This is a genomic window from uncultured Albimonas sp. (genome assembly GCF_963977235.1).
In the GTDB taxonomy this organism is placed as follows: domain Bacteria; phylum Pseudomonadota; class Alphaproteobacteria; order Rhodobacterales; family Rhodobacteraceae; genus Albimonas.
In genome coordinates, this window is record NZ_CAXBOD010000036.1 from 1 (window position 1) to 25,588 (window position 25,588).

The 25,588-nt window shown below is 71.9% G+C and carries 23 protein-coding genes, 1 pseudogene and 1 other annotated feature; of the genes and pseudogenes, 17 read left to right on the plus strand and 7 right to left on the minus strand.

Annotated features, from left to right (window positions below):
* Positions 1-118: 118 nt before the first annotated feature.
* Both AAC134_RS15635 and AAC134_RS15640 read right to left on the minus strand, forming a co-directional pair.
* Positions 119-3,523 (minus strand): transglutaminase family protein, encoded by a 3,405-nt coding sequence (locus AAC134_RS15635; protein ID WP_339950045.1) that lies wholly within the window; start codon positions 3,521-3,523, stop codon positions 119-121.
* A gap of 375 nt (positions 3,524-3,898) precedes the next feature.
* On the minus strand, positions 3,899-4,099 hold the full coding sequence (locus AAC134_RS15640) for a CsbD family protein (RefSeq protein ID WP_339950046.1): 201 nt from the start codon (positions 4,097-4,099) through the stop codon (positions 3,899-3,901).
* A gap of 175 nt (positions 4,100-4,274) precedes the next feature.
* Between AAC134_RS15640 and speB the strand changes: the two genes are divergently transcribed.
* The 7 genes from speB (at position 4,275) to AAC134_RS15675 (ending at position 11,546) form a co-directional block, all read left to right on the plus strand.
* Positions 4,275-5,237, plus strand: coding sequence for an agmatinase (gene speB, locus AAC134_RS15645; RefSeq protein WP_339950047.1), 963 nt, complete (start codon positions 4,275-4,277; stop codon positions 5,235-5,237).
* A 161-nt stretch (positions 5,238-5,398) separates the two neighbouring features.
* Positions 5,399-6,196 (plus strand): TerC family protein, encoded by a 798-nt coding sequence (locus AAC134_RS15650; protein ID WP_339950048.1) that lies wholly within the window; start codon positions 5,399-5,401, stop codon positions 6,194-6,196.
* The gene (locus AAC134_RS15655; RefSeq protein WP_339950049.1) at positions 6,193-6,738 is read left to right on the plus strand and encodes a gamma carbonic anhydrase family protein; all 546 of its coding nucleotides are present in this window, start codon (positions 6,193-6,195) and stop codon (positions 6,736-6,738) included. Before AAC134_RS15650 ends, AAC134_RS15655 begins: the two co-directional genes overlap by 4 nt.
* Positions 6,739-7,355: 617 nt before the next feature.
* The gene (locus AAC134_RS15660) at positions 7,356-9,446 is read left to right on the plus strand and encodes a CpsD/CapB family tyrosine-protein kinase (protein ID WP_339950050.1); all 2,091 of its coding nucleotides are present in this window, start codon (positions 7,356-7,358) and stop codon (positions 9,444-9,446) included.
* A gap of 228 nt (positions 9,447-9,674) precedes the next feature.
* Positions 9,675-10,235, plus strand: a complete 561-nt coding sequence (gene efp / locus AAC134_RS15665; RefSeq protein WP_339950051.1) for an elongation factor P — start codon at positions 9,675-9,677, stop codon at positions 10,233-10,235.
* Between the two features lie 2 nt (positions 10,236-10,237).
* Positions 10,238-10,549 (plus strand): cupin domain-containing protein, encoded by a 312-nt coding sequence (locus tag AAC134_RS15670; RefSeq protein WP_339950052.1) that lies wholly within the window; start codon positions 10,238-10,240, stop codon positions 10,547-10,549.
* Positions 10,550-10,748: 199 nt separating this feature from the next.
* Positions 10,749-11,546, plus strand: a complete 798-nt coding sequence (locus tag AAC134_RS15675; RefSeq protein WP_339950053.1) for an inositol monophosphatase family protein — start codon at positions 10,749-10,751, stop codon at positions 11,544-11,546.
* A gap of 56 nt (positions 11,547-11,602) precedes the next feature.
* Here the strand turns inward: AAC134_RS15675 and AAC134_RS15680 are convergent, their stop codons facing one another.
* A complete protein-coding gene (locus AAC134_RS15680) occupies positions 11,603-12,004 on the minus strand; it encodes a GFA family protein (RefSeq protein WP_339950054.1) in 402 nt (133 codons plus the stop codon).
* Positions 12,005-12,237: 233 nt separating this feature from the next.
* On the opposite strand from AAC134_RS15680, the gene AAC134_RS15685 reads away from it, so the two are divergent.
* On the plus strand, positions 12,238-12,993 hold the full coding sequence (locus AAC134_RS15685) for a dimethylsulfonioproprionate lyase family protein (protein WP_339950055.1): 756 nt from the start codon (positions 12,238-12,240) through the stop codon (positions 12,991-12,993).
* A gap of 12 nt (positions 12,994-13,005) precedes the next feature.
* Here AAC134_RS15685 and AAC134_RS15690 read toward each other — a convergent pair whose 3' ends face one another.
* Both AAC134_RS15690 and AAC134_RS15695 read right to left on the minus strand, forming a co-directional pair.
* Positions 13,006-14,919: a peptidoglycan -binding protein gene (locus AAC134_RS15690; RefSeq protein WP_339950057.1), complete on the minus strand. Its 1,914-nt coding sequence runs from the start codon at positions 14,917-14,919 to the stop codon at positions 13,006-13,008.
* Positions 14,920-14,922: 3 nt separating this feature from the next.
* Complete coding sequence (locus AAC134_RS15695; protein WP_339950058.1) at positions 14,923-16,125, minus strand: biopolymer transporter ExbB; 1,203 nt, start codon at positions 16,123-16,125, stop codon at positions 14,923-14,925.
* Between the two features lie 387 nt (positions 16,126-16,512).
* Between AAC134_RS15695 and AAC134_RS15700 the strand changes: the two genes are divergently transcribed.
* The 8 genes and pseudogenes from AAC134_RS15700 to AAC134_RS15735 all read left to right on the plus strand — a co-directional run bounded on the left by AAC134_RS15700 (position 16,513) and on the right by AAC134_RS15735 (position 22,855).
* Entirely contained in the window at positions 16,513-18,087 is a 1,575-nt protein-coding gene (locus tag AAC134_RS15700; protein WP_339950059.1) for a flagellin, read from the plus strand.
* 179 nt (positions 18,088-18,266) lie between these two features.
* Positions 18,267-18,692: a flagellar biosynthesis regulator FlaF gene (gene flaF, locus AAC134_RS15705; protein WP_339950060.1), complete on the plus strand. Its 426-nt coding sequence runs from the start codon at positions 18,267-18,269 to the stop codon at positions 18,690-18,692.
* Position 18,693: 1 nt separating this feature from the next.
* Positions 18,694-19,113 (plus strand): flagellar biosynthesis repressor FlbT, encoded by a 420-nt coding sequence (flbT, locus tag AAC134_RS15710; protein WP_339950061.1) that lies wholly within the window; start codon positions 18,694-18,696, stop codon positions 19,111-19,113.
* A 13-nt stretch (positions 19,114-19,126) separates the two neighbouring features.
* Positions 19,127-19,969, plus strand: coding sequence for a DUF1217 domain-containing protein (locus tag AAC134_RS15715; protein WP_339950062.1), 843 nt, complete (start codon positions 19,127-19,129; stop codon positions 19,967-19,969).
* Positions 19,970-20,170: 201 nt separating this feature from the next.
* Complete coding sequence (locus AAC134_RS15720) at positions 20,171-20,557, plus strand: transposase (protein ID WP_339950063.1); 387 nt, start codon at positions 20,171-20,173, stop codon at positions 20,555-20,557.
* Positions 20,512-20,628: a sequence feature (AL1L pseudoknot), on the plus strand. (Overlaps the previous gene by 46 nt.)
* On the plus strand, positions 20,554-21,012 hold the full coding sequence (locus tag AAC134_RS15725) for an IS3 family transposase (RefSeq protein WP_339950064.1): 459 nt from the start codon (positions 20,554-20,556) through the stop codon (positions 21,010-21,012). It overlaps the preceding feature by 75 nt. The genes AAC134_RS15720 and AAC134_RS15725 overlap by 4 nt, the downstream gene beginning before the upstream one ends.
* Positions 21,013-21,242: 230 nt before the next feature.
* Positions 21,243-22,650 (plus strand): annotated as a pseudogene (locus AAC134_RS15730) (IS30 family transposase).
* Positions 22,634-22,855, plus strand: coding sequence for a hypothetical protein (locus AAC134_RS15735; protein ID WP_339950065.1), 222 nt, complete (start codon positions 22,634-22,636; stop codon positions 22,853-22,855). Before AAC134_RS15730 ends, AAC134_RS15735 begins: the two are co-directional and overlap by 17 nt.
* 180 nt (positions 22,856-23,035) lie before the next feature.
* Here the strand turns inward: AAC134_RS15735 and AAC134_RS15740 are convergent, their stop codons facing one another.
* Positions 23,036-23,470 carry a hypothetical protein gene (locus tag AAC134_RS15740; RefSeq protein WP_339950066.1) on the minus strand — a complete coding sequence of 145 codons (435 nt, stop codon included), beginning with the start codon at positions 23,468-23,470 and terminating at the stop codon, positions 23,036-23,038.
* Positions 23,467-23,784, minus strand: a complete 318-nt coding sequence (locus tag AAC134_RS15745) for a rod-binding protein (RefSeq protein WP_339950067.1) — start codon at positions 23,782-23,784, stop codon at positions 23,467-23,469. The genes AAC134_RS15740 and AAC134_RS15745 overlap by 4 nt, the downstream gene beginning before the upstream one ends.
* A 103-nt stretch (positions 23,785-23,887) precedes the next feature.
* Here AAC134_RS15745 and AAC134_RS15750 point away from each other — a divergent pair, with 103 nt between their 5' ends.
* Entirely contained in the window at positions 23,888-25,579 is a 1,692-nt protein-coding gene (locus tag AAC134_RS15750; RefSeq protein ID WP_339950068.1) for a flagellar hook-length control protein FliK, read from the plus strand.
* The last annotated feature ends 9 nt before the right edge of the window (positions 25,580-25,588 follow it).

Below are 25,588 nucleotides of genomic sequence, written 5' to 3' on the forward strand. Positions count from 1 at the left end.
CGGCGCGTTGCGGGCGGACGGCGCCCGGGGCGGAGGGGCGCCGGCGGCGCTCGGGGCGCGGCGGCGGGGCAGGGGGCGCGCGGGCGGCGCCTCCCCGCGGGGCGGGGAGGCGCGGGGGTCAGCGCTGGCGGCGCAGGTCCAGGGTCAGGGGCTGGTCGGGGCTGATCCGGGCCGGCGCCGGCGTCATCCGGCCGGGCGTGTGGCCGATGGTCTCGAACCGGGCGAGGCGCCGGCCCTCGGCCTCGAGGTCGTTGATCGGCTGGGTGTCGAAGGCGCGCCCGCCTGGATGCGCCGAGCGCAGCAGGCAGCCGCCCACCGAGCGGTTGGAGAACGAATCCCACAGGTCGAAGACCATCGGCGTGTGCACCCCGATGGTGGGGTGCAGGCTCTCGGCCGGCTGCCAAGCGCGGTAGCGGATGCCGGCCACCCGCTCGTCCTTGCGCCCGGTCTCGGTCAGGGGAACCTCGTAGCCGTTGCAGGCGACCTTGTAGCGGCCCTCGAGGTCGCCCGCCACGCGCAGCTGCAGACGCTCGAGCGAACTGTCGACGTAGCGCACGGTGCCGCCGATGGCCCCGGTCTCGCCCAGCACGTGCCAGGGCTCGATGGCCGAGCGCAGCTCCAGCAGCACGCCCTTGTGCTTGACGTCGCCGGCGATGGGGAAGCGGAACTCGAACTGGGCGCGGAACCACTCGGGGTCGATGGGCAGGCCGAGGAACTCCTCGATGTCGGCCAGCACCTCGAGGAAATCCTCCCACACGAAATGGGGGAGCATGAAGCGGTCGTGCAGCGCGGGGCCCCAGCGGCGCAGCGGACGCTCGAACGGCTCCTTCCAGAACTTGGCGATCAGGGCGCGCAGGATCAGCGACTGGGCCAGCGACATGCGCGGGTGGGGCGGCATCTCGAAGGCGCGGAACTCGACCAGCCCGAGGCGGCCGGTGGGGCCGTCGGGGGAGTAGAGCTTGTCGATGCAGATCTCGGCGCGGTGGGTGTTGCCCGAGACGTCGGTCAGCAGGTTGCGGAAGATCCGGTCGACCAGCCACAGGGGCATCTGCCAGCCGGGCTTGGGCGCCTGCTCGAGCGCGATCTCCATCTCGTAGAGGATGTCGTCGCGCGCCTCGTCCATGCGCGGGGCCTGGGAGGTGGGGCCGACGAACTGGCCCGAGAACAGGAACGACAGCGACGGGTGCACCTGCCAGTAGCGCACGATCGAGGCCAGCATGTCGGGCCGGCGCAGGAACGGCGACTGTTCGGGCGTGGCGCCGCCGACGACGATGTGGTTGCCCCCGCCCGAGCCGGTCTGGCGGCCGTCGTAGAGGAACTTCGTCGTGGCCAGCGAGCAGTGGCGGGCGTCGTCGTAGAGCCCCTCGGAGATCGCGACCAGCTCCTCCCAGCTCTCGGCGGGCTGGATGTTGACCTCGACCACGCCGGGGTCGGGGGTGACCATGATCTTCTGCAGGCGCGGATCGGTGGGCGGGGAGTAGCCTTCGAGCTGCACGGGCAGGCCGGTGGCCTCGGCGGCTTCCTCGATGGCCGCGATCAGGTCGACGAAACTGTCGGCCGAGGGCAGCGGCGGCATGAAGATGTGCAGCCGGCCGTCGCGCGGCTCGACCGTCAGGGCGGTGCGCACCAGGTTGGTGTAGATGGCGATGCCGGGGTCGGGCTGCTGGGGGGCGTTCATTGCCGCCTCGGGGTGCAGCTCTCCCGCGATGGGCATGGCCGAGCGGCCCGGGGCGGCTTCGCCCATGCCGGGGCCATAGCCCCAGACGCCCGACTGCGGGTTCGCCCCGGTCGCGGCGCGGCCCTGCATCGCGGTGCGGCGCGCGAGCGGCGCGCGCGGCGCGAACGGGTCGAGCGGGTTCATCCAGGGCCGGTCGATCTCGGTGATCCAGGCCAGCGAGCTCAGCGGCAGGCGGTAGCCCGCGGCGCTGTCGCCGGGCGCCAGGAACAGCTTGCCGCGACGGGTGCGCCAGCGCTCGGTTGCCCAGAAGAAGCGCCGGCGGGAGCGGTCGCGCGCCTGCTGGGCCTGCACCGGCAGCACCATGCACACGGGCTTGCCGAGGCCCCGGTCGAAGACGCGCGCCAGCCGCTTGCGCTCCATCGGGTCGTCGAGCTTGTTGTCGATCGGGTCGAGGTTCTCGGGCAGCTCGGCCTCGCGCAGCAGGAACGGCGCGGGGTCCTCGTAGGCGGGTTCGGCGGCGACGGGGTCGATGTCGAGCGCCTCGCAGATCGCCTCGGTCAGCTTGCGGGCCTCCTCGAAGCCGGCGCCCGAGGCGGTCTCGGGGGCGATCAGCTCGGGCTTCTCCCACAGCGGCTCGCCGTCCTTGCGCCAGTAGAGGCCGAAGGCCCAGCGGGGGAGCTGCTCGCCCGGATACCACTTGCCCTGGCCGTGGTGCAGCAGGCCCTGGGGGGCGAAGCGGGTGCGCAGGCGGCGGATCAGCTGGTCGGCGTAGACGCGCTTGGTGGGGCCGACGGCGGCCTCGTTCCACTCCGGCGCGTCGCGGTCGTATTCGGCCACGAAAGTCGGCTCGCCGCCCATGGTCAGGGCGACGCCGTCGGCGGCCAGACGCTTGTCCACCTCAAGGCCGGCGGCGTTGATCGCGGCCCAGGCCTCGTCGGTGAACGGGTAGGTGACGCGCGGCTCCTCGCGGACGCGCGCGATTTCCATGTGGAAGTCGAACTGGATGTCCTCGGTCGGCTCGTGCCCGCCCGAGATCGGCGCGGCCGAGCGGGGCGAGGGCGTGGCCGCCAGGGGAATGTGCCCCTCGGAGGCGAAGAGGCCCGAAGTGGGGTCGAGGCCGATCCACCCCGCGCCGGGCACGTAGACCTCGCACCACGCATGCAGGTCGGTGAAGTCGGCGTCGGGGCCGGAGGGGCCGTCGACGGACTTAACGTCAGGCGTCAGCTGGATCAGGTAGCCCGAGACGAAGCGCGCCGCCAGGCCCCGGCGGCGCATCAGGTGCACCAGCAGCCAGGCGCTGTCGCGGCAGGAGCCCGAGCCGATCTCGAGCGTCTCCTCGGGATCCTGCACGCCGGGCTCCATCCGGACCAGATAGGCGACGGCGTTCTGCACGGCCTGGTTGACGGCCACGAGGAAATCGACCGTGTGCTCCTCCTTTTCGGGGAGGGCGTCGAGGATCTTGTCGAACAGGGGGCCCTGGGGGCCGGTCTCGAGGTAGGCGGCCAGGTCCTTGCGGTCCTCGGGCGTGTAGTCGAAGGGGACCGAGCCGGCGTAGTCCTCGACGAAGAAGTCGAACGGGTTCACCGCGGCCATGTCGGCGACGAGATCGACCTTCACCTCGAAGTGGTCGACCTTCTCGGGGAAGACCAGACGGGCGAGCCAGTTGCCGAACGGGTCCTGCTGCCAGTTGATGAAATGCGGCTCGGGAGAGATCTTCTGGGAGTAGCTGAGGATCTTGGTGCGCGAGTGGGGCGCGGGACGCAGGCGGACCACCTGGGCGCCCATGGTGATGGGCTTGTCGTAGCGATAGGTGGTGCGGTGGGTGATCGCCGCGTTGATGCTCATTCGATGCGTCCCTGGTCCGGCTGCGCCCATCGGCGGCGCGTTCGCAGCGCAGCATATTCCGGAGACGATTCATAGGGTCGGCGGACGTTTGCGGAAGCCCGCGGCGACGATCTGCCGGTTTCGCCCTGCGCGCAGGCGCCAACGCCCGGGACATGGGCGCCGAAGGCTCGGCGCAGGAGCGGGGGAGGGCGGGCGGAACCACAGAGGGGCGGGCGGGCGGAACGACAGAGCCGCGGCTCGCCTGCGCAGCGTCGCGCGTCGCGCCGCCGGCGCCAGTTGCGCGGGCGGCCAGGGTCCGCACGCACGACCGCCGCGCCGTGGGGACGGCGCGGCGGCGAGATCAGGCGGAAGCGTCCTCCCGCCGGGTCAGACGGCTCAGTTCTGCTTGGCCATCCACTCGTCGACCTGCTTCTGGGCGTCTTCCTTGGCGATGCCGTAGCGCTCCTGGATCTTGCCCTCGAGGCGCTCGCGGTTGCCGGCGACCTCGTCGACCTCGTCCGACGTCAGCTTGCCCCAGTGGGCCTGCGCCGCGCCGGAAAACTGCTTCCACTTGCCTTCAATCTGGTCCCAGTTCATGGCGATCTCCTTCGTTCACCGTGGGGGCCGCGCCGCGTCCGCCCGTGTTGGGGGGGGAACGGGCCGGTGCGTCGCGGCCGGCTATGTCGAAAGAGTTAGGGGGCGACCGTGCCGGAAGCGCGGCCGCTCTGCGGCGGCGGGGAGGGAATAGAGTGACAACAGAAGGGCGAGAGCGATGAGCGGCAACGCCTACGACGCCGGCAGGTTGAACCTGCCCTTCACCGGCATCTGCAGCTTCGGCAAGTACCCGGTGCTCGGGCCGGACGCCGCGATCGCGGCCGACGTCTGCATCCTGGGCGCGCCCTTCGACGCCGGCACCCAGTGGCGCGCCGGCGCCCGCTTCGGACCGCGGGGCGTGCGCGAGGCTTCGACCCTGTTCAGCTTCGGCCATGCCGGCGCCTACGATCCCGAGGACGACGTCGTCTACCTCGAGGGCGCGCGGATCGTGGACCTGGGCGACGCGGACATCATCCACACCGACACGCTCCGCTCTCACGCCAACATCGCGGACGGGGTGCGCCGGATCCTCTCGGCCGGCGCGACGCCGGTGGTGATCGGGGGCGACCACTCGGTCAACATCCCCTGCATCGAGGCGTTCGAGGACGATTGCGCCCGCAATGGCCCGATCCATCTCGTCCAGCTCGATGCGCATCTCGACTTCGTGGACCAGCGCCACGGGGTCACCCGCGGCCATGGCAACCCGATGCGGCGCGCGGCGGAGAAGCCCTGGGTCTCGGGCCTGACCCAGCTCGGCATCCGCAACGTCAGCTCGACCGCGCGCGAGGGCTACGAGGACGCCCGCGCGCGCGGCTCCGACATTCTCAGCGTGCGGCAGGTCCGGGCGCTGGGGATCGAGGCGGTGCTGGCGCGGATCCCCGCGGGCGCCCGGGTCTACGCGACCATCGATATCGACGGGTTCGATCCCTCGATCGCGCCGGGCACGGGCACGCCCTCCCACGGCGGGTTCCTCTACTACGAGGGGCTCGAGCTGCTGGCCGGGCTCGCGTCCCGCTGCGAGGTGGTCGGCGTCGACCTGGTCGAGGTGGCGCCGGACTACGACCCCACCGGCTCGACCTCAGTCCTGGCGGCGCAGCTGCTGCTGAACTTCATCGGCCGGATTCTTCACGCGCGGGGGTGAGGCGCCGGGCCCGCGCGCCGCTCGCCGCGCGCCCCGGAGCCGGCCCCGGGAGGGTCCTGGCGGCCGTCGAAAGATATTCCCGCGCGCGGCCCTGGCCGGCCGTTGCGCGGGTGGCGGCGACGCGCCACATCCCGGCGGCTTCCTCCAGCCGGACAGACCTCATGGCCGATCTCGCCGCCGACCTCCTCCGTCTTCTCCAGAGTCCCGAGGCCTGGGTCGCCCTTGCCGCGCTGATCGCGATGGAGGTGGTGCTGGGGATCGACAACCTGATCTTCATCTCGATCCTGACCAACCGCCTGCCGCCCGAGCGTCGCGCGACCGCGCGGCGGCTGGGCCTGGGCCTGGCGCTGGGCCTGCGGCTGATGCTGCTGGCCGCGCTGGCCTGGGTGGTCGGGCTGACCGCCCCGGCGATCGAGATCGCGGGCCAGGCGCTGTCGTGGAAGGACCTGATCCTGCTCGCCGGCGGCCTTTTCCTGGTCTGGAAGGCCACCACCGAGATCCGCCGGCAGGTCGAACCCGGCGACGCCGCGCCCCCGTGCGCTCCCGCGGACGAGGGGCTCGCGGGGGCCGGCCTGCGCCTGGGGATGACCGCGGCGGTGGCCCAGATCCTGGTGCTGGATCTCGTGTTCTCGATCGACTCGGTGGTCACGGCGGTGGGCATGACCCCGCACCTGCCTATCATGGTCGTCGCGGTGCTGGCCGCGGTGGGCGCGATGCTGCTGGCCGCCGGACCCCTCGCCCGCTTTGTTGAGCGTCATCCCACCGTGGCGATGCTGGCGCTGGGCTTCCTGCTGATGATCGGCATGACCCTGATCGCCGAAGGGATGGGGTTCCACGTTCCGAAAGGGTACGTTTACGCCGCGATGGGGTTCTCGGCGCTGGTCGAGACCCTGAACATGGCCGGCCGCCGGGCGCGGGAGCGTCGCCTGCCCGGAGTCGGCGCGGGAGGAAACGCATGATCGGAAAGATGCCCCTGATGCGCGCGGGCCGCGCCTTCGGCCCCCTGGTCGAGGTCGCCGAAGACGCGCTGATCCACGACACCGCCCTGATTCATGGCAAGGTGCGCCTCGCCGCGCGCGTGTCGGTCTGGCCCAACGTCGTGATCCGCGCCGAGCGCGATTTCGTCGAGATCGGAGAGGGGACGAACCTGCAGGACTTCGTGATGGTCCATGTGGGGATGAACTCGGGCACGACGGTGGGGCGGAACTGCTCGATCACCCATCACGCGACGATCCACGGCTGCGAGATCGGCGACGACTGCCTGATCGGGATCAACGCCACGGTGATGGACGGGGCCAAGATCGGCGCGGGCTCGATCGTGGCGGGCCACGCCATCGTCACCGAGAACGCCGAGTTTCCGCCGAACTCGATCATCGCCGGGGTGCCGGCCAGACGCGTGGCCGAGCGGGACTGCTCGGCGCCCAACCGCGCCAATGCAGACTGGTACTGGCGCAACGCCCAGGCCTACGCCCATGGCGTCCACCGCGAAGAGGACTGGTAGCCCGCGGTCGGGTTGCGCCCTGGGCGAGCGCGACGCGCCCGGGGCTGGTTACCGATTCTTAACTGAGCAAATCCTAGGTTAATTCCCGCCGGGACCGCCGCGTCGCCGGCCGCGCCGCGTCGCGCCGCGTCTCGCCTCGCGCAGGGAGATCTGGATTGACCGCACCGCCGCCCGGACGGAGGTTCGCCGTCCCCGAGCCGCACAGGCCGGATCGGGGCGAGGCGGAGTCCGCGGCGGCGGACGGTCTCGCCGACGCCGGCGTCGGCCCCTGGCCGCACGCCCCGCATGCCGAGCCCGCTCGCGCCGATCCCTCCCGCGTCGAGTCTGCCCCTGGCGTCCCGGCCCGCTCCGAGACCGCGCCGGCCGCCCCGTCGCCCGCCCCCCCTGCCGCACGCCCCGGGGCGGCGGCCGCCAGATCCTGGGCGGAATCGCGCCAACGGGAGAGGGGCCTGGCCCCGGACGCGGCGGGCCGCCCGCCTTCGCCGCGCCCCGAGCCGGGCCGCGATCCCCGATCTCCCGCCACCCCGTCGCCGTCCGCCCGCGCCCCTCTGCCCGCGCCGCGCGACGCCGAGGCCGACCCGATCGGCGTGCGCGCGGCCCGCTCGCCGCGCCGGGCGATGGACGAGGCCAAGCTGCGCCGCCGCCTGGCCCTGCCGGGCGGCGCGCCGGAGCGCGGGGCCGCCCGGTCGCCCGACCGCGCGCCGGAGGTCGAGCGCCGAGCCGCGGCCGTTCGCCAGGCGGCCGAGCGGCTGGAGCGGATGCGCCCGGAGGTCGAGCTTCCGGCCCCCGCTTTCGCCGGCCCGGTGGTTTCGGGGCTCGAGATCCTGGCCTGGGCGTTGCGCCGGCACTGGCGCATTCCGGCGGTCTGCATGGCCCTGGCGGCGGCGGCGAGCCTGTGCGCGCTGGCCCTGCTGCCCCCCCGCCACGCGGCGGAGGCGGTGATCGAGGTCGCCCCCCGCCCGCCCGCCGCCTGGGCCCCCGCGGCCGCGGCGCCCGCTCCCCTCGACGCCGCGGGGATCGAGACCGAGCGGCGCCTGCTGCTCTCGCCCGAGGCGGTCGAGCGGGTCGCCCGCCGCCTCGACCTCGCCGCCACCCCGGAATTCGGGGGGGGCCACGCCAGTGCGGCGACCGCCCCGGCGGCCGAGCTTCAACCGCCGCCGCCCGTCGCCGGCGCCTGGTCGGACGGGTCCGCCCGCAACGCGGCCGCCGCCCCGCCCGAAGGGGCGAGCGAAGTTCGCGCCCTCCTCCTCGCCAACCTCGCCGGCGCCGCGCCTCTGGACCCGGTGGCGGAGGCGGCGCGACGACTGGCGCCGCGGCTCTCGGCCCGGCGGCTGGGGGACAGCCGGCTGATCGCGATCCGGGTGCGCGGCGACGACCCGGCGCTGGCCGCGCGGATCGCGACCGAACTGGTCCGCGACCGCCTCGACGTCCAGGCCGCCGCCAACGCGCGCGAGGCGCGCGAGGCCGCCGCCCGCCTCGCCGCGCGGCTCGCCGAGCTCGAGGGTCCGCCCCTGCGTCCCTCGCCCGCCGAGGCCCTGGCGCGGGCGGACGGCGGCGGCGCGAGGGCGATACCCGGCGTCTCGGCGGCGCGGGCGGCGCCGGCCGCGAGGCAGGGCGGACAGCCGCCTCGCGGGCTGGCCATATCCCTGGCGGCGCGCACGGAATCGGAAACGGCGGCGCGCTTCGGCGCCGCGGCGGATCCCGAGGCGCCCTCTCCGGACGGCCGCGCGGCCGAGCGGCGGACGCTGCTCGCCCGTCTCGCCGCGGCGCAGACGGCCGCGGCCCTGGCGACGCCCGAGGCGAGGCTGGCGCGCGAGGCCTCGGCGGGGGCGGCGGACCGGCCCTCGCCCGGGCTCGCCCTGTCGCTGGCGCTGGGCGGGGGCCTGATCCTGGGCGGCGCGCTGGCCTGGCTGCGCGAGACCGGGGACGGTCCGCCGCTCTCGGCCGCGATGGCCTCCGAGGATGCGGGCGCCCCGGCGCTGGCCGCGCTGCCGCGGATCCGCGGACGGGCGGACCCGGTGGCGATGGCGCGCCGGCGCCCGGGATCTCCGCTCGCCGAAAGCGCCCGGCGCCTGCGTCAGTCGCTGGCGGCGGGGGGCGAAGGCGGAGCCGCCTCGCAGGTCGTCGCGGTGCTTTCGCCCGGACCAGGCGAGGGCAAGTCCACCGTCGCCGCCCTGCTGGCCGAAAGCTGCGCGCGCGCCGGCCTGCGCACGGCGCTGGTCGACGCGGACGTGCGCGCGCCCTCGCAGGCGCGGCGTTACGGGCTGTCGGGGGCGACCGATCTGGTCTCGGTCCTGGCGGGCGAGGCGAGCGTGGCCGAGGCGATGCTGCGCCCGGTCGAGGGCGGGCCGTGGCTGCTGTCGGCCGATCCCGCCACCGCCCGCCGGGCGGAGCTGCTGGCCGGCCCTGCGATGGCCCGGCTGATCGCGGACCTGCGGCGGCGCTTCGACGTGGTGATCCTCGACACGCCGCCGGTGCTGTGCGCGGCGGAGGCGCGGGCGCTGGCCGGGCTCGCCGACCGCCGCCTGCTGGTGATGCGCTGGGGCGAGACGCGGCGCGGCGACCTGCGCGCGGCCGCCGACGCGCTGCGCGAGGCGCGCGCCCCCGCGAGCGGTCTCGCGCTGAGCGCCGCGCCGCGTCGTGGCGGCCCCGATCCCGCCGCGGCCCGCCCCCGCTACGGCGGCTTCCTGGAGGGGTTTGACGCGTAGGGCCGCCTCGGCGGCGAGGGGCGTATCCGGTTCGGCGCTCTCGCCCCAGGGATGGTCCTCCGTGGCTCCCCCCGGACGCGGCGGCTTGCTCCGAGTGCGGGGCGCGGCTATACCCCGCGCGGATCGCGCCCGGGCGCGGGTCGCGACTGCGCGGTCCACGCGCGGCGCGCATGGCGTGCGCGGCCCCGCCTCAGCGAGCGGCCGACGGAACCGAACATAGGCGCTTCGATGAAGATCAACGGCAACGAAATCCGCCCCGGCAACATCATCGAGCATGACGGCGGCCTGTGGGTGGCGGTGAAGACCGCCCATGTGAAACCCGGCAAGGGCGGCGCCTTCGCGCAGGTGGAGCTGAAGAACCTGCGCAACGGCTCGAAGCTGAACGAGCGTTTCCGCTCTGCCGACAAGGTCGAGCGTGTGCGCCTCGAGCAGAAGGACCAGCAGTTCCTCTACGAGACGGACGGCATGCTGACCTTCATGGACTCCGAGACCTTCGAGCAGATCGAGCTGCCCGCCGATCTTCTCGGCGACCGCCGCCCCTTCCTGCAGGACGGCATGACCGCCGTGGTCGAGTACTACGACGAAGAGGCGCTCTCGATGCAGCTGCCCGAGAAGGTCACCTGCACCATCGCCGAGACCGAGCCGGTGGTGAAGGGCCAGACCGCGGCCAACAGCTACAAGCCCGCGACGCTCGACAACGGCGTGCGCATCACGGTGCCGCCGTTCGTGGGCGAGGGCGAGCAGGTGGTGGTGAACACCGAGACCTTCGAATACGTGGAGCGCGCCTGATCATGTGCGCCGGCGCCGCCCCCTCCAACGGTCGTCCCGCCGCCGTTGCAACCGTGATGGTCGACAACGAGCGCGTGCGCGTGACCGAGTGGGTCTTCGCCCCCGGCGCCGCCACCGGCTGGCACACCCATGAGATGGACTACGTGGTCACCCCGGTGACCTCGCAGCCGATCGACATCGAGAGCGAGGGCGGCGGGATCGCCCGGACCCAGATGACCGCCGGCGTGACCTATTTCCGCAAGGCCGGCGTCTCGCACGACGTGATCAACGCCGGCGACGGCGAGCTGCGCTTCGTCGAGACCGAGCTGAAGTGAGCCCCACCCCGGGCGCGCGCGCCCGAAGGCCCCACCCCGGGCGCGCGCGCCCGAAGGCGGATCCGACCTGACCTCCGCCGCGCCGGTCTCCGGCGCGGCGATCCCGTTCCGCGGCCCCCGTTGCGCGGCCGCCTGACCTGACCGCGGCGCCGAGCGCTTCCCATCCGGGGGAACGCCGCGCCCGAGGAGAATTCGAGACATGTCCGCCAGCGGCTCCGCCAACCTCAACGTGATGATCAAGGCCGCCCGCAAGGCCGCCCGAGGCCTGCTGCGCGACTTCGGCGAGGTCGAGAACTTGCAGGTCTCCCGCAAGGGCGCGGCGGATTTCGTCTCGCGCGCGGACCTCAAGGCCGAGGAGACCATCAAGCACGAGCTGATGGAGGCGCGCCCCGCCTACGGCTGGCTCGGCGAGGAAAGCGACAAGGAGATCAAGGGCGCGGACCAGACCCGGCGCTGGATCGTGGATCCGCTCGACGGCACCACCAACTTCCTGCACGGGCTGCCGCACTGGGCGATCTCGATCGCGCTCGAGCACAAGGGCGAGGTCTCGGCGGCGGTGATCCTGGACCCGACCAAGGACGAGATCTTCGCGGCCGAGAAGGGCGCCGGCGCCTGGCTGAACGATCGCCGGCTGCGGGTCAGCTCGCGCCGGGACATGACCGAGATGCTGTTCGCCACCGGCATCCCCTTCGCCGGGACCGAAGGCCTCCCCGCTTCGCTGCGCGACCTCTCGAAGCTGATGCCGCGCTGCGCGGGCGTGCGCCGGTTCGGGGCGGCGGCGCTGGACCTCGCCTGGGTGGCCGCGGGCCGCTACGACGGGTTCTGGGAGCGGGGGCTGAAGCCCTGGGACATGGCCGCGGGCCTGCTGATGGTGCGCGAGGCGGGCGGCTTTGCCGAGGCCCTTTCGGACCCCGAGCGCAACCCGTTCGAGACCTCCGACGTGGTTGCGGCCAACGCCGAGATCTTCGAGAAGTTCGCCGGCCTGCTGCGCAGCTGACGCCGCCCGGCCCGCGGGAGCGGCCCGCGGGCCGGGCCAGCGCCCTGGACAACGGGTCAGCCGGGGCGCTTGTCGAACACCGCGAGCCCTTCGGCGACCTGGTGGAAGGGCTGCCGGTCGCAGGCGAAGATCGCCATCGTGGGGGAAAACACCGACGGCTCGTCCAACGTGCCGACCTTGATCACGGTCAGCGGCGCGCGGGAGAGCTGGGTGGTCATGTGGGTTCCGCAGGTGGGGCAGAACTGCCGGGTCACCGGCGTCTCGAGATCGCTGCGGGTGAAGTCCTTCGGCGCGCCCTGCACATAGCGAAAGCCCTCGCGCGGGAACATCATGAATGTGTTGGGGGCCCCGCCGGAGATATACTGGCACTCCCGGCAGTGGCACTGCGCCTGCAGCACCGGGTCGCCCTCGATCTCGTAGCGGGTCTCGCCGCAATAGCATCGGCCGGTCAGTTTCATCGTCTCGCCTCCCCTGCCGCGCCTGGGCGTGCCGGCGCGTGTCCTGATTGCGCGCCAGTGTGGGCCGCCCCTGCGGCCGGGGCAAGGCGCAGCCTCGGGGCGCCGCCGCGCCAGTCCTGCGGGCCGCGCGTCGTTCCGCTGCGAACCGGCGCCGGTTTCGAGGCAGAAGTCGCGCCGCCGCGGCGCCAAGAATTCGCGCCGCGCCCGCTCAATCCTGTCCGAGATGTCCGTCCATGACCTCTTCCGACGCCGCCACGCCCCTCGAGCCTCTGGCCGCCGACCCGGCTGCGGCCCCGACCGCCAATCCCGCCGAGGCGCCCCGCCTGCTCGAAGCGCCGGGCTGGACCTACCTGTTGCAGGAGTTCGAGAGCGTCTATCGCGCGGGCGGCTCGGCCGGCGGCAGCAAGGCGATCCGCAGCCACCGCAAACGGGTGCGCGAGACCCTGTCCGCCGCGATCGACGCCAATCCCGCGATCGTGGCGCGGACGCCGGTCGAGATGCCGGTCACCGCCTACCTGCCGCGCGCGCTCGACGTGGGCGAGCGGGGCGCGATGGCGCCGCTGGCCCGGGCCCTGAGCCGGGTCGCGCCCCTGCTGACCTGGGAATACGGCTACGCGCGCCCGCCCCGGCACCTCGCCCGCCGCTACGCCTATTGCGAGGTCCTCGGGCCGCAGGGGCCGGTCCGTTCCGACCGCCTGATCCTGGGGTTCGTGCTGCTGGCGCCCAAGACCACCTATCCCCAGCACAGCCACAAGGACATCGAGGAGAGCTATCTCTCGGTCGCCGGCGCCTGGTCGGAGAACGACACCGCGGTCTATGCGCCCGGCTCGCTGATCCTCAACCGGCCCGAGCATGAGCATCGCATCACCACCGGCGACCTCGAGCCCTGCCTGCTGGCCTACGCCTGGACCGGGGACGCGGGACGGCTCGCCGCGCCGGGGATGAAGCTGTCGACGACGCGCAGGGCGCGGGTGGCGCAGGGGATCTGAGCCCGCGAGCGGTCAGCGTTCGGTCAGTTTCAGCTCGATGCGGCGGTTGCGGGCGCGGGCCTCGTCGGTGTCGGCGGGGTCGATGGGCTGATATTCGCCAAACCCGTTGGCGGCCAGGCGCTCGGGCGGGAAGCCCTGGGCGTCGGCGAGATAGCGGACCACAGACAGGGCGCGGGCCTGGCTGAGCTCCCAGTTGTCGCGGTAGCGGCCCGAGCCGGTCAGCGGCACGTCGTCGGTGTGGCCGTCGACGCGCAGCACCCAGGGCAGCTCGTTGGGCAGGGCGTCCTGCACCTCGCGGAACAGGCCGGCGAAGTCGTCCAGCGCCGCGCGGCCGTCGGCGCCGAGTTCGGCCGAGCCGGGGCCGAACAGCACCTCGGACTGGAACACGAAGCGGTCGCCGACCACCTCGACGCCCTCGCGGCCCTCGATCGCCTCGCGGATGCGGCCGAAGAATTCCGAGCGGCGGGCCTCGAGCGACTTCTTCTCGGCCTCGAGGCGCGCGACCTCCTGGGCGTTGCGCTCGGCCTCGCGACGCTTGAGCTGCAGTTCGCGCGCGAGCGCCGAGTTCAGCTGCTGGCCAAGGTTGGAGACCTGCACCTTCAGCGTGTCGTTGCGCGATTCCTCGGCGTCGAGCAGTTCCTGCAGGCCCGAGAGCTGGCGGCGCAGCTCCTGGGCCTGGGAATTCAGCAGCGCCACGCGGCGCGCCTCGTCGGCGGCGGCGGTCTGCTCCTCGGTCAGGCGGCGCTGGGCGGCCGACAGCAGCGCCTCGCGCTCGGTCATCTGGGCGCGCGCGGCGGCGAGCTCCTCCTCCGTGGCATCGACCCGGCCTTCCAGCTCGGCCTTCGCGGAGTTGGCGGCGGCGAGCAGGGTCAGCGTCTCCTCGGCCTTGCGGCGCTGTTCCTCGAGGGCGAGCTCCATGGCGGTCAGCTCGTCCTGGCCCTCGGCGAGGCGCGCGCGCAGGGCCTGGGCTGCGGCGGCCTCGGCAGCCTGCTGGCGCTCGGCCTCGGTCAGGTCCTGCTGGAGGGCGACGAGGAGCTTTTCCTTCTCGGCCTCGGTGACCTGCAATTCCAGAAGTTCGGTCTGCGCGGCCTCGCGGGCGGCCTCCTGCTCGGCGCGGGCCTGTTCGGCGGCCGCCACGTCGGAGGTCAGGGCGGCGATGGTCTCGTCCTTGGCCTCGGCCGCGCGGGTGCGTTCGGCGAGGCTCTGCAGGGTTTCCGACAGGGTGGCCTGGGTGGCCTCGGCCTCGGCGCGCAGCTCGGCGGCCATCGCCTCGAGCGCGTCGGTCTTGGCGGCGGCGAGGCGGGCGGCCTCCTCCTGCTCGGAGATCTCCTCGCGCATTCGGGCGAGCGTCAGCCGCATCGCCTCCTGCTCGGTGATCGCGCGGGTGCGCGCGGCCTCCAGCTCGTCGATCGAGGCGCGGGCCTGGGTCAGGTTCGCGGAGAGGTCCTCGGCGCGGGCGGCCTCGGCGTCGCGCTCGCTCTCCACCGTCTCGACGCGGGCGGTGAGGGTTCCGATGCGGTCGCGGGCCGCGCCGATGTCGTCCAGAAGGGCGGCGACGCGGGCCTCGTAGTCGTCGTTGCGTGCGGCGGCGGCGTCCCGTTCGGCGCGCAGGGAATCGGACAGGGTCGAGAGGCGCTCGATCTCCGAGCGTTCCTGCGCCAGCGTGGCGGTCAGCGTCTCGATCTCGCCCGACAGCCGTTCGCCGCGGGAGCGTTCCAGCGACAGGACCTGCGCCACCTCGGCGAGCTGGGCGGTGAGATTGTCGAGCTCGGCGTCCTTGCCCGTCACCAGGTCGCGCAGCACGAACTGGATGATCATGAAGATCGACAGGACGAAGATCAGCACCAGCAGCAGCGCGGTCATCGCATCGACGAAACCGGGCCAGACATTGCCCTCGTAACGCTGGTTGCGTCGCGACAGCGCCATGGATCAGCCCCGCTCGCCCGAGACGGCGCGGGTCAGGCGGGCGAGGTCCATGCGCAGCTCGGCCGTCGCCTCCTGGCGGCCGGCGGAGACTTCCTCGAGCAGGCGGGTGATCTGGAGGTCGATCGAGCGCAGGCGCTGCCGGCCCTCGTCCGTCTCCTCCTTTTCCTGGGCCTTTTCCAGCAGATGGACCACCCGCTCCTGAGCGGCGGCGAGCCGGTCGAGGCGGCCGGTGAGGTTGGAATCGTCGAAGGCGACGGCGGCCTCGGGCGCGGGGGCGCGGGTCTCGCGCTCCTCCTCCAGGGCGCGGACCAGGCCCGACAGGCCGTTGGCCAGCGTCTCGAGCCGGGCGTCGGCGGCGCGCTGGCGGTCCTCGGCGTCGCGCAGGGCGACGACGAGGGATTCGATCTGCTCGGCGTTGCGCTCCAGCGCCTCGGCGGCGAAGCCGGCGGCCGAGCCGTCGCCCTCGCCCCCGCCCAGCGAGATGCGCGAGATCGAGGAGAGCCACTCCTCCAGCTCGCGGTAGAAGCGGTTCTGTCCGTGGCCCGCAAACAGGTCGAGCAGGCCCACCACCAGGCTGCCCGCAAGCCCCAGCAGCGAGGAGGCGAAGGCGGTGCCCATGCCGTCGAGCTGGCTGTTCAGCCCGGCCATCAGGTTCGAGAACACCTGCATCGAATCGGTGTTCGCGTCCTGGGTTCCCGACAGCGAGCGCATCGTCTCGACAATCCCCGGCACCACCTGGCTGAGGCCCCAGAAGGTGCCCAGCAGGCCCACCAGGATCAGCATGTTGATGATGTAGCGGGTGATGTCGCGCTGTTCGTCGAGCCGCGTGGCGACCGTGTCGAGCAGCGAACGCGAGGAGGTCGCGGTCAGCGCCTCGCGCGCGCGCCTGTCGCGCAGCAGCGAGGCCAGCGAGGTCAGCAGGCGCGGCGGATTGACGAATTCATGCCCCGGCCGGTCGATGGCGAAGCCTTCCAGCCAGTTCACGGCGCGCACCAGCGACAGCGCCTGCCAGAAGCAGGTCAGCACGCCGATGACGAAGACCGCGGCGATGAAGCCGTTGAGCCAGACGTTGGCGCTGAACACGGCCTCGATCGGGCCGAGGAGGAAGAAGATGCCGACCGCCACCAGGGCCAGGACGACGATCATCAGCACGATCTGCCTGACCGGCTGCGAGAACTCGATCTTTCGGTCCTGAACGATGGCCATCCGCGGCTCCGGCCCCCCAGTTGCCCCATGTGGTCGCGCGGTCCGCGCGGGCGGCCGCGGCGCAGGCGTGTCGGCGCCGCGGGCCTCAGTTCAGTTAACAGAGCACGGCAGGCCGGGGAAGCGAAGAGCGTTGCGCGCCCGGGCGAGGTTTCTTCGGCATCCCTCTAAAAACAGAGAGAAGTCGCCCCAGCGTGGGACGGCTCGCTAAGACCTTCTTCAGAGTCGTCGGGCTAATCGGGTGCTGCGGCCCCAAGGGGTGGGCCGGCGCGGCGGGTCGAACGCCCGATGCGCTCCGTCAGAAAGGCGGTTCTCTCCGGCCGGCGGAAATCTCCGGTCGGTCTGTAAACAGCGACGCCTCTGCGTCGCCAGCTTTGGGAAACGGAGCAAATGGCCAGCATCCTCACCAACTCCAGCGCGATGGTTGCGCTGCAGACCCTGAACTCGACCAACAAGAATCTGAACCAGATCCAGGAGCAGATCTCGACCGGCAAGAAGGTCGGGTCCGCCAAGGACAACGCCGCCGTCTGGGCGATCTCCTCGGTCATGCAGTCGGACGTGAAGGGCTTCAAGGGCATCAGCGAATCGCTGTCGCTGGGCGCCTCGACCGTCGAGGTCGGCCGCCAGGCCGCCGAGACCGTCACCGAGCTGCTGACGGACATCAAGGGCAAGATCGTCGCCTCGCAGGAGGAGAACGTCGACCGCGCCAAGATCCAGACCGACATCAAGGCGCTGCGCGACCAGATCAACTCGGTGCTCGGCGCCGCCCAGTTCAACGGCAAGAACCTGGTCGACTCCTACGAGCAGACCTCGGTGCTGTCCTCGCTCGACCGGTCGGGCAACGGCTCGGTCTCCTCGTCCTCGATCTCCTTCAACGGCCAGAACCTGACCTCCGAGGCCGGCACGGTCGAGACCGCGACCGCCATCGACCGCATCGGCACCGTGGCCGATGACGGCACCTACACCGTGGGCGCCGGCGCCACGCTGTCGAACGCGGCCAACGACGCGACGATCACCATCGCCACCGACATGGCGGACGGCGACACGCTGTCGATCGACTTCGGCGACCAGCAGTTCACCTTCACCAACAACACCGGCGCCGCGATCGTGGTTGCCGACCTCGACGACATCGTCGCCGCGGGTCTGGCCAACCTCGGCGTCGAGGGGGTGACCACCGCCGTGAGCGGCGCGGGCGAGGTTACGGTCTCGTCGACCAACTCGTTCGAATCGATCACGATGCAGGGCTCCTCCACCGGCGCCACGACCTTCGTGGTCGACCCTGACGCCGGCGGCGCTCAGGTGGCCGGCGCGGCCGGCGCGGCGGGCACCCTGACGGCCCGTGCCGAGACCGTGTCGCTGGGCGGCGCGGGCAACACCGGCGGCGTGGTCAACGAGGGCGACGGCTTCCGGATCTCGCTGGGCGGTCAGAACTTCGACTACACCGCCAAGGACGGCGACACGCTCAACGACGTGGCGACCGGTCTGAAGCGGGTGATCGACGCCGGTGGCGTCGACGGCATCACGGTGCAGGTGAACCTGTCGGACGATCCGATCTCGCAGCCCCCGACGCTGCAGATCGACAACGACAACGCCTCCACCGTGGCGCTGACCGTCGATGACGGTTCGGGCGGCGTGGCCTCGGGCGGCCTGGTCGGTCTCGACGGCATCGACGTGTCGACCGCCGACGGCGCCGCCAACGCGCTGGCCAACATCGAGTCCCTGATCCAGACCTCGATCGACGCCGCCGCCGAGTTCGGTTCGGTCCAGGGTCGGATCGACATCCAGGCCGACTTCGTGAAGTCGCTGTCGGACTCGCTGACCTCGGGCATCGGCGCCCTGGTCGACGCGGACCTGGAGGAGGCCTCGGCCCGCCTGCAGGCCCTGCAGGTGCAGCAGCAGCTGGGCATCCAGGCGCTGTCGATCGCGAACCAGGCGCCGCAGAGCGTGCTGTCGCTCTTCCGCTAAGGAAGACGAGGGGGAGGCCGGGAACCCGGCCTCCCCCGCCACCGCCCCGCGCCCCGTGCGGAAGGCGCGCATTTGTTGCGCGCCGCTGCAGGGGAAGGGGGCGCACGGGATTACACGGCGAGACGCGCAGCCAGGCCCTGAATCGCCGGCGCCGGCCCTCGCCAGACCCAGGAGCCGCCATGACCGCCGCCGCGCTCTCTCCCTCCCGTTCCGGTCTCGGCCGCGGCGCCGACCGCCGTCCGGCCTACGGCGACGCCGCCCACGCGGCGCTGACGCCTCGACAGGCCGAGTACCGGGTCTTCGCCCGCGTCACCCATCGCCTGAGCGAGGCCCAGGCCGCCATCGAGGCCGGCGAAACCGGCGCCTACGGCCGCCTCGCCTCGGCCGCCCACGACAACCTCCGCCTCTGGCTGACCCTTGCCGCCGATCTGGCGGTGGCGGACAACGGCCTGCCCGACGCGCTGCGCGCGGGCCTTCTGTCGCTGGCCGCCTATGTCGAGCGCGAGACGCCTCGCCTCGTGCGGCGCGAGATCTCCTCGGCTTCGCTTGTGGACATCAACGCATCGGTGATGAAGGGCCTTCGCGGCCAGGTCGAGGGCGTCTGAGATGCCGGGCCTGATCCTCAAGCTCGGCCCCGGCGAGCGGGTGATGGTGAACGGCGTGGTGATGGAGAACGGGCCGCGCCGCACGCGGATCAATATCCTGACCCCTGAGGCCAACGTCCTGCGCCTGCGTGACGCCATCCACCCGCACGAGGTCACCACGCCGGTGCGCCGCGTCTGCTACGTCGCCCAACTGGTGCTGGCCGGCGAAGCGCAGCCCGCCGAGGCCCGTCGCCAGATCCTCGCGGGGATCGAGCAGCTGTCCCAGGTCTTCGAAGATCCCGACAGCCGCGCCCGCCTGACCGAGGCGACCGAACATGCGATCGCCGAGCGTTTCTACCAGTCCCTGAAAACCCTGCGCACGCTGTTGCCGAGGGAGGAACGGCTGCTGGCCGTCTCCTCCGCCGCGACAGCCGCGCAATAGAGGCCTCCTGGCCATGGCTTTTGCACCCCTCCTGCCCATCGGCGGCGTTGCAGGCTGGTCTCTCCTTCAGCGGATCGAGGAGCAGCAACGCCAGACCTTCGCGAAATCGCCCGAGATCACTCGGGCGACGACGCATTTCGAGGTGGCGATCAACACCGCCGTCACGGCGGAGGACCTGGTCAACGATCGTCGCCTGCTGCAGGTCGCACTGGGCGCTTTCGGCCTGGAGGATGAGCTCGACAAGCGCGCCTTCATCCAGAAAGTGCTCGAGAGCGATCCGCTCGACTCGAAGTCGTTCGCCAATCGCCTCGTGGACCCCCGCTATGGGGAAATGGCCAACGCCTTTGGCTACGGCAGCGTCCTCGGGCCCCGTGTGGCCGACGTCGGTTTCGCAGGCGAGATCACCAGCGCCTATAAGGAACGACAGTTCGAGGTCGCGGTCGGCGACGCGGACTCGGACCTGCGCCTGGCCCTGAACGCCCGGCGCGAGCTTGCCAAGCATGCCGCCACCGCGGAAGCGTCCGGCCGCGACGGATCCGCCTGGTTCGAAGCGCTGGGAGACCGGCCGCTGCGGTCGGTAATCGAGAAAGCCTATGGTCTGCCGACCGCCTTCGGGCAGATCGATCTCGACCAGCAGCGCGACACGCTGCGCACCAAGACCCGCGAATTGTTCGGTGACGAGTCGATCGCCGTCTTTAGCGATCCCGAGAACGTCGAGACGATGATCCGCCGCTTCCTTGCCCGTTCCGCGGCGGAGCAGGGCGCGAGCGGATATGTTCGCGGGCAGGGCGCGATCACGCTTCTCCAGGCCGGCGCGGCTGGTTTCGCAAGTCTTGTGCAGTCCCGCTTCGGCTGACAGCGAGTGGCTTCTGTTTCCGTGCGGCTGGCAAGAGACGCTCGGTCGATAGTTCCCAGTCGCTGGTGACATGCAGCGCAGAGAGCAGCCTTCCGCTGTTCGCCGCAGGAAATGCGCGAATAGCGGAAGGCTGCTCTCTGCAGGAAGCGCGCGATCATATTTCAGCCACCAAGGCGGCGTCCTCACCCTCCGATAGCAATATTGAACTTTCCCGCCTTCACCGGAGGCCCGAGCTGTCAAAGGATCGGACCTCGTGAACAGAAAGATTCACAGGACGAGGCCATAGCCGGCCAGTTTCGCGGGCGGGCGGTGCAGATGGTCGCCGACCATCTCGAGGGCTACAGCAGTCTGACGGCGGCGGTGCGAGATATCGCGCAGAAGCTGGGGTGGTCCCCGGACAGTCTGCGGGTCTGGTACAAGCAGGCCCGGCGTGACGCCGGCCAGGAAGCGGGGCCGACGAGCGCGGAGAAGGCGCGCATCCGGGAGCTGGAGCGCGAAGTGCGCGAACTGCGCCAGGCGAACGAGATCCTGAAGAAGGCCAGCGCCTATTTCGCCCAGGCGGAGCTCGACCGCCCGTTCCGCAAATGACCGCCTTCATCGACGAGTTCCGAGGGGAGTTCGGGGTCCAGCCGATCTGCCGCGTGCTGCCGATCGCCCCGTCCACCTGCCCCCAGCGCAAAGCCGCCGAGCGGAACCCCTCCCGCGCGTCCGACCGCGCGCGGCGCGAAGACGGGCTGCGAGAGAAGATCCGCAAGCTGTGGTCGGACAACCGCGGGCTCTACGGGGCCCGCAAGGTCTGGCATGCCCTGCGGCGCGACGGCGTCGATGTCGCGCGCTGCACCGTGGAGCGGCTGAAGCGCGAGATGGGGCTGCAGGGCGCGGTGCGCGGCCGGAAGATTGTCACGACGGCTCCCGACGCCGCGCGGCCCTGCCCTGACGACAAGGTCAACCGCGTCTTTCATGCCGAGCGGCCGAACCGGCTTGGGTGTCGGACTTCACCTACGTCGCGACCTGGTCCGGGACGATCTACGTCGCCTTCGTGATCGATGTCTTCGCGCGCGTTCGACATGGCCTCGAACCAGTGGCGGCTCATGCCTCACCGTCGGCTGGTGGATGTCGACCTCGATGACGACGCAGTTCGTCCTCGACGCGCTGGAGCAGGCGCCCTGGAGGAGAAAGCCTCTTGGGACCAAGAGTTTGATACATCACTCCGACCGCGGGTCTCAGAGCGGTCTCAACCGGTCGTCGCAACGCCCTGTCATGGGAGATTGCGATGACGACGAGAAAGAGGCGGTCGGACAGATCCGGACGTGCCAAACTCCATTCTCCCGGTCGCCCCGGTGCGTCGCGACGTGAGGCTTTGACGACGTTCTGGGCGGCGATCGCGACCGGCGCATCCAGCGAAGCTGCGGCGTCTGCGGCAAGCGTGTCGCAAGCGGTCGGCTCCCGATGGTTCCGGAGGTCTGGCGCCATGGCGCCGACGCATCTGGCGGTTTCGGCGCCGCAGCCGACGGGTCGACACCTGTCCTTCGCTGAGCGCGAGGATATCGCGCTTGGATGTGCGAAGGGGCTCGGCGTGCGCGCCATCGCGAGGCGGCTGAGCCGCGCGCCCTCGACGATCTCGCGGGAGATCCGGCGCAACGCCGCGACGCGCAGCGGCGGCCTGGAATACAGGGCGACCTCCGCGCAATGGCACGCCGACCGCGCGGCACGGCGGCCCAAACCTGCGAAGCTGGCGACGAATCCGGCCTTGCGCGCCTATGTCGAGGATCGACTCTCAGGCAAGATCTCGCCGCTGGAAGGCCCCTCACTCGACGGCCCGGCGACGACATGGACGGGTCGTCGCCATGGTCGCCGCCAGCCGCGCCGATGGGCGCGGGCATGGAGCCTGGAGCAGATCTCGCACAGGCTGCGCCACGACTTTCCCGAGGATCCGTCGATGCGCATCTCGCACGAGGCCATCTACCAAGCGCTCTACGTTCAGTCCCGTGACAGGCTGCGGCGCGAGCTGACGACGTGCCTTCGGACGGGTCGCGCTCTGCGCGTGCCGCGGGCGCGCCTTGTCGGGCGCGGCAAATCCTTCGTCACTCCAGAGATCATGATCAGCGAGCGCCCGGCCTAGGCGGAGGATCGGGCGGTCCCAGGCCACTGGGAGGGCGACCTGATCATCGGCCTCAGGCGCTCGGCGATCGGGACGCTGGTCGAGCGCGCTACCTGCTTCACGCTGCTGCGGCGCCTGGCGCCGATGGAGGGACATGGGCGAGAGGCCGTGGGCAAAGAACGGGCCGGCGACGGCGGGCCATGGCGCCGAGGCGGTCCGGGACGCCATCGCGCGCGTCATCGTCACGCTGCCGCATCAGCTCCGACGCTCGCTGGCCTGGGACCAGGGCGCGGAGATGGCGCGGCACGCCGAGTTGAAGATCCTGGCTGGCCTGCAATTCTACCTCTGCGATCCTCACAGCCCCTGGCGGCGCGGCACGAACGAGAACACGAACGGGCTGCTGCGCCAGTACTTCCCGAAAGGCACGGGCCTCGCCGCTCACGGGCCGGAAGAACTCGAGGCGGTCGCTGCAACGCTCAACGCGCGGCCGCGAAGAACGCTGGGATGGCGGACACCGGCGGAGGCGCTGGACGAGGTGTTGAGAAACGTCGAAGCTGATGGCGTTGCGACGGCCGGTTGAGACCGCTCAGTATCTTTCCATCAAGTGCGCCGGTCGCCTCGCCGACGCCGACATCGACCGCTCGGTCGCGACGGTCGGGGATTCCTGCGACAACGCGCTCGCGGAGAGCGTGATCGGACTGTTCAAGACCGAGGTCATCAAGCGGCTTGGCCCGTGGAAAACGATGCAGGGCGTCGAATGGGAGACCATGCACTGGGTGGACTGATACAATGAACATCGCCTCCTGAGCTCGATCGGCTACATGCCGCCGGCAGAGGCCGAGCGACGCCACTTCGAACGGGCAGAGCCCACAAGCGACGTCGCCTGAACCGACGAACGAAATGCCGTCAGGTGAAGTTCGGCGGTTCAATACCGCTGCTAAGCGCCGTCGAGTCTGGGCCCGTACTCAGGCGCGGCGACTGCGGCCAGGACGAGACCCGGCCACCGGTTCTCCGGACCGATCATAGCCGACCTGTTTTCGCGCTTTCTCATGTTGCGCCAGTTCGCGGCGCGCTTCCGAGGCGCCCTCCAGCAACGCCGATAGCAGTCGCCGATTGCGCGTAGCGGCTGCCCGGATGCGTTCCAGCTCCCGCTCTGGCGTCTCGCCGGCCGGCGGAGTCGAAACCAGGTCATCCAGCGCGGTGCGGCTGCGGGCGGCATGCCCCGCGAGAGCCTTGAGGTCTCCGCGCAGGATCAGCTCACGCTCCTCCTCCAGCAGTGCGCGGACCTGTCGGGCGCGTCCGCGCCACGCTGCGCCGCGCAGGGCGGCGCCGATCCGACCGCCCCCCTCGCCGCCGGAGGCGGCGCCGAGGCGCGCATCGTTCCAGGCATTCTCGGTCATTGCGTTTCTGCTCCCGCGACAAGGGACTGGTAGATCCGTTCGGCCAACCCGATGCCGCCCTGCTCGGCCAAGAGCCGCGCCTGCTCGCGGACCAGCAGGCTCGAGAACGCTTCCTCGCCCACGCCGCCGCCGAATCCTTCGGGCGTGCGGCCCAGGCCGGCGCCGCTCAGCGCCTCGGCCAGGAACATTGTCTCGAACTCCACCGCGGCCTTGCGCAGAGCGGCGTTCTCGACCCCTGCGGGCGCCCCATTGCGTAGCGGCGCCAAGGCGACCGGGCCGGTCGGCAGCGGGAGGGGGAAGGCGGCGTCAGGCATCATGGATCTCCTTGTCGCCCTCGATACGCCCGCGCCGGTAAACGTTGAGTAACGATTCGCAGCGATGCTGCCCGCCAGACCCTGAGCGGAGCAGAATGCGCCCATGCCTCATTTCGATATCCCGGACGGCCCGTCCCGTCCTGCTGCGAGCCCGCTCCGCGGCCGCGCCGTCGTCGAGGCTGGTGGAGACGCGAGCACGAATGTGGCGAAGCGCGGAGCCATCGCGTTCGGCGCCGCGAGCCGACGGCTTGAGGGGACGGGATCGGCCGAGGCGCCCGATGAAACGGTCGCTCCGCTTGCAGAGCTGGGATTCGATCGGGCGTTCGAAGCGACCGCGGTGTCCTCGGAGGCTCCGCCCATCGTCTCGCAGGTGGCGTCAGCGCCCCCGACGCAGACCGGGGCGGAAGCCGCTTGGGCTCCGCGGATAGCGCCGACCTCGGCGCCGGCAATGTCGCCCGCTCCGGATGTCTCGGCTGGCCATGCCTCCGAGACGAGCGAAATCGCCGTCCCGCCTCAGCGAGCGACGCGCTTCGGGTCGGCGGAGACCCTTGTAGCGGCGCCTGAGCGCACGCTCGCCGCTCCGGCCGCAATGCCTCGGGAGCCGGGTCGAGACGGCACGGTCCCGGTCGCCGCGCGCGTAACGGCGCCGACCTCATGGGGCAGGGAGGCCGCGACCGCCCCCCGCGAGGCTCCGCAGGCTCCCGGCCGCATTCCGCCCGACGTCGAGGCTTCCGCCTCCAGCCCGGCGACGCGCCTCGTTGGGGATGTCGCCACGACGCGACAGGGCCCGGCGGCGGATCTCTCGCGGACCGCGGCCGCTCCGGTCGCGCAGAGGCCTGATCCGGTTCATTCGGCCGACGTGCAGCCAAGCTTGCCGCGAACCGCGGGCGCCGCGGTGCAGGACGCGCGTCTCGTGGCCGAGGCGGTTCCGAACCGTGCCGAAACCAGCGAACCGCGAGAGGCGCGCACGCCGCCCCTCGCGGCGGCGACGACAGCTGTCGCGACTCAGTTCGCCGCAGCGCCGGTGTCCGCCCGCCCGGGGCTGTTGGAAACCGTCAGGCCCGGCGCAACCTCGCCGACAGAACAGCGCGCCGGCCGCGCGCGTGCCGAGCGGGGCGAGCCGGTCGGCGTGCAACCGGCGGATTTCGCCACGGCGCCCCCCCTGCGCGCCGCTTCGGCGCCGCTGGCGTATTCGGGACCGGTCGTCGCGCAGGGCGGCCCCGCCGGAGCCGCGGCGGCGACGGTCCAGCCCAACGGATCCGTCGCTTCCGGACGAGAGCAGGCCATCGCCGGGGATCCGACGGGCGAGATCCGCGGAGGGGAGACGGGTGTCCCCGCGTCCGTTGCTCAGGCGACGCCGGGGAGCTCGGCGCCGCAGCTCTCGACCGTTGCGCCCGGCGTCGCGTCTGCGCCCCCGGCCGCCCAGGCGGTGGCCGAACAGGCCGTGCGGCTCGCGCGGCGCGACACGCCCGGAGAGGTCGAAATCCGGCTCGACCCGCCCGAACTCGGGCGCGTCCGCCTGTCGTTGTCGCGTCAGGACCACGCGCTGGTGGTTTCGGTCGTCGCCGAGCGCCCGGAGGTCGTCGATCTTCTGCGTCGACATGCGGACATGCTGGGCCAGTCGCTGGCCGATGCGGGACATTCCCGCGTCGATCTGCAGTTCGGGCGCGGCGGCGGCCAGGGACACGGAGCGGGGGGCGATTCCGGTCTGCCGGGCGAGCTTGTCTCAGACGATGCCTCGCCGAGCCTCTCGCCCCCGGCGGCCGGGACCCGCGGCCTCGACCTGAGAGTCTAGGAGGATGAC

Bases quoted from the DNA above. Each gene is read 5' to 3' on its own strand.
- AAC134_RS15685 (WP_339950055.1), top strand. From the start codon at position 12,238: ATGACCTCTTCCGACGCCGCCACGCCCCTCGAGCCTCTGGCCGCCGAC.
- AAC134_RS15675 (WP_339950053.1), top strand. From the start codon at position 10,749: ATGTCCGCCAGCGGCTCCGCCAACCTCAACGTGATGATCAAGGCCGCC.
- efp (WP_339950051.1), top strand. From the start codon at position 9,675: ATGAAGATCAACGGCAACGAAATCCGCCCCGGCAACATCATCGAGCAT.
- AAC134_RS15670 (WP_339950052.1), top strand. From the start codon at position 10,238: ATGTGCGCCGGCGCCGCCCCCTCCAACGGTCGTCCCGCCGCCGTTGCA.
- AAC134_RS15750 (WP_339950068.1), top strand. From the start codon at position 23,888: ATGCCTCATTTCGATATCCCGGACGGCCCGTCCCGTCCTGCTGCGAGC.
- AAC134_RS15640 (WP_339950046.1), bottom strand. From the start codon at position 4,099: ATGAACTGGGACCAGATTGAAGGCAAGTGGAAGCAGTTTTCCGGCGCG.
- AAC134_RS15655 (WP_339950049.1), top strand. From the start codon at position 6,193: ATGATCGGAAAGATGCCCCTGATGCGCGCGGGCCGCGCCTTCGGCCCC.
- AAC134_RS15680 (WP_339950054.1), bottom strand. From the start codon at position 12,004: ATGAAACTGACCGGCCGATGCTATTGCGGCGAGACCCGCTACGAGATC.
- AAC134_RS15650 (WP_339950048.1), top strand. From the start codon at position 5,399: ATGGCCGATCTCGCCGCCGACCTCCTCCGTCTTCTCCAGAGTCCCGAG.
- AAC134_RS15695 (WP_339950058.1), bottom strand. From the start codon at position 16,125: ATGGCCATCGTTCAGGACCGAAAGATCGAGTTCTCGCAGCCGGTCAGG.
- flbT (WP_339950061.1), top strand. From the start codon at position 18,694: ATGCCGGGCCTGATCCTCAAGCTCGGCCCCGGCGAGCGGGTGATGGTG.
- AAC134_RS15745 (WP_339950067.1), bottom strand. From the start codon at position 23,784: ATGCCTGACGCCGCCTTCCCCCTCCCGCTGCCGACCGGCCCGGTCGCC.
- AAC134_RS15740 (WP_339950066.1), bottom strand. From the start codon at position 23,470: ATGACCGAGAATGCCTGGAACGATGCGCGCCTCGGCGCCGCCTCCGGC.
- AAC134_RS15700 (WP_339950059.1), top strand. From the start codon at position 16,513: ATGGCCAGCATCCTCACCAACTCCAGCGCGATGGTTGCGCTGCAGACC.
- AAC134_RS15690 (WP_339950057.1), bottom strand. From the start codon at position 14,919: ATGGCGCTGTCGCGACGCAACCAGCGTTACGAGGGCAATGTCTGGCCC.
- speB (WP_339950047.1), top strand. From the start codon at position 4,275: ATGAGCGGCAACGCCTACGACGCCGGCAGGTTGAACCTGCCCTTCACC.
- flaF (WP_339950060.1), top strand. From the start codon at position 18,267: ATGACCGCCGCCGCGCTCTCTCCCTCCCGTTCCGGTCTCGGCCGCGGC.
- AAC134_RS15725 (WP_339950064.1), top strand. From the start codon at position 20,554: ATGACCGCCTTCATCGACGAGTTCCGAGGGGAGTTCGGGGTCCAGCCG.
- AAC134_RS15660 (WP_339950050.1), top strand. From the start codon at position 7,356: ATGGACGAGGCCAAGCTGCGCCGCCGCCTGGCCCTGCCGGGCGGCGCG.
- AAC134_RS15635 (WP_339950045.1), bottom strand. From the start codon at position 3,523: ATGAGCATCAACGCGGCGATCACCCACCGCACCACCTATCGCTACGAC.
- AAC134_RS15715 (WP_339950062.1), top strand. From the start codon at position 19,127: ATGGCTTTTGCACCCCTCCTGCCCATCGGCGGCGTTGCAGGCTGGTCT.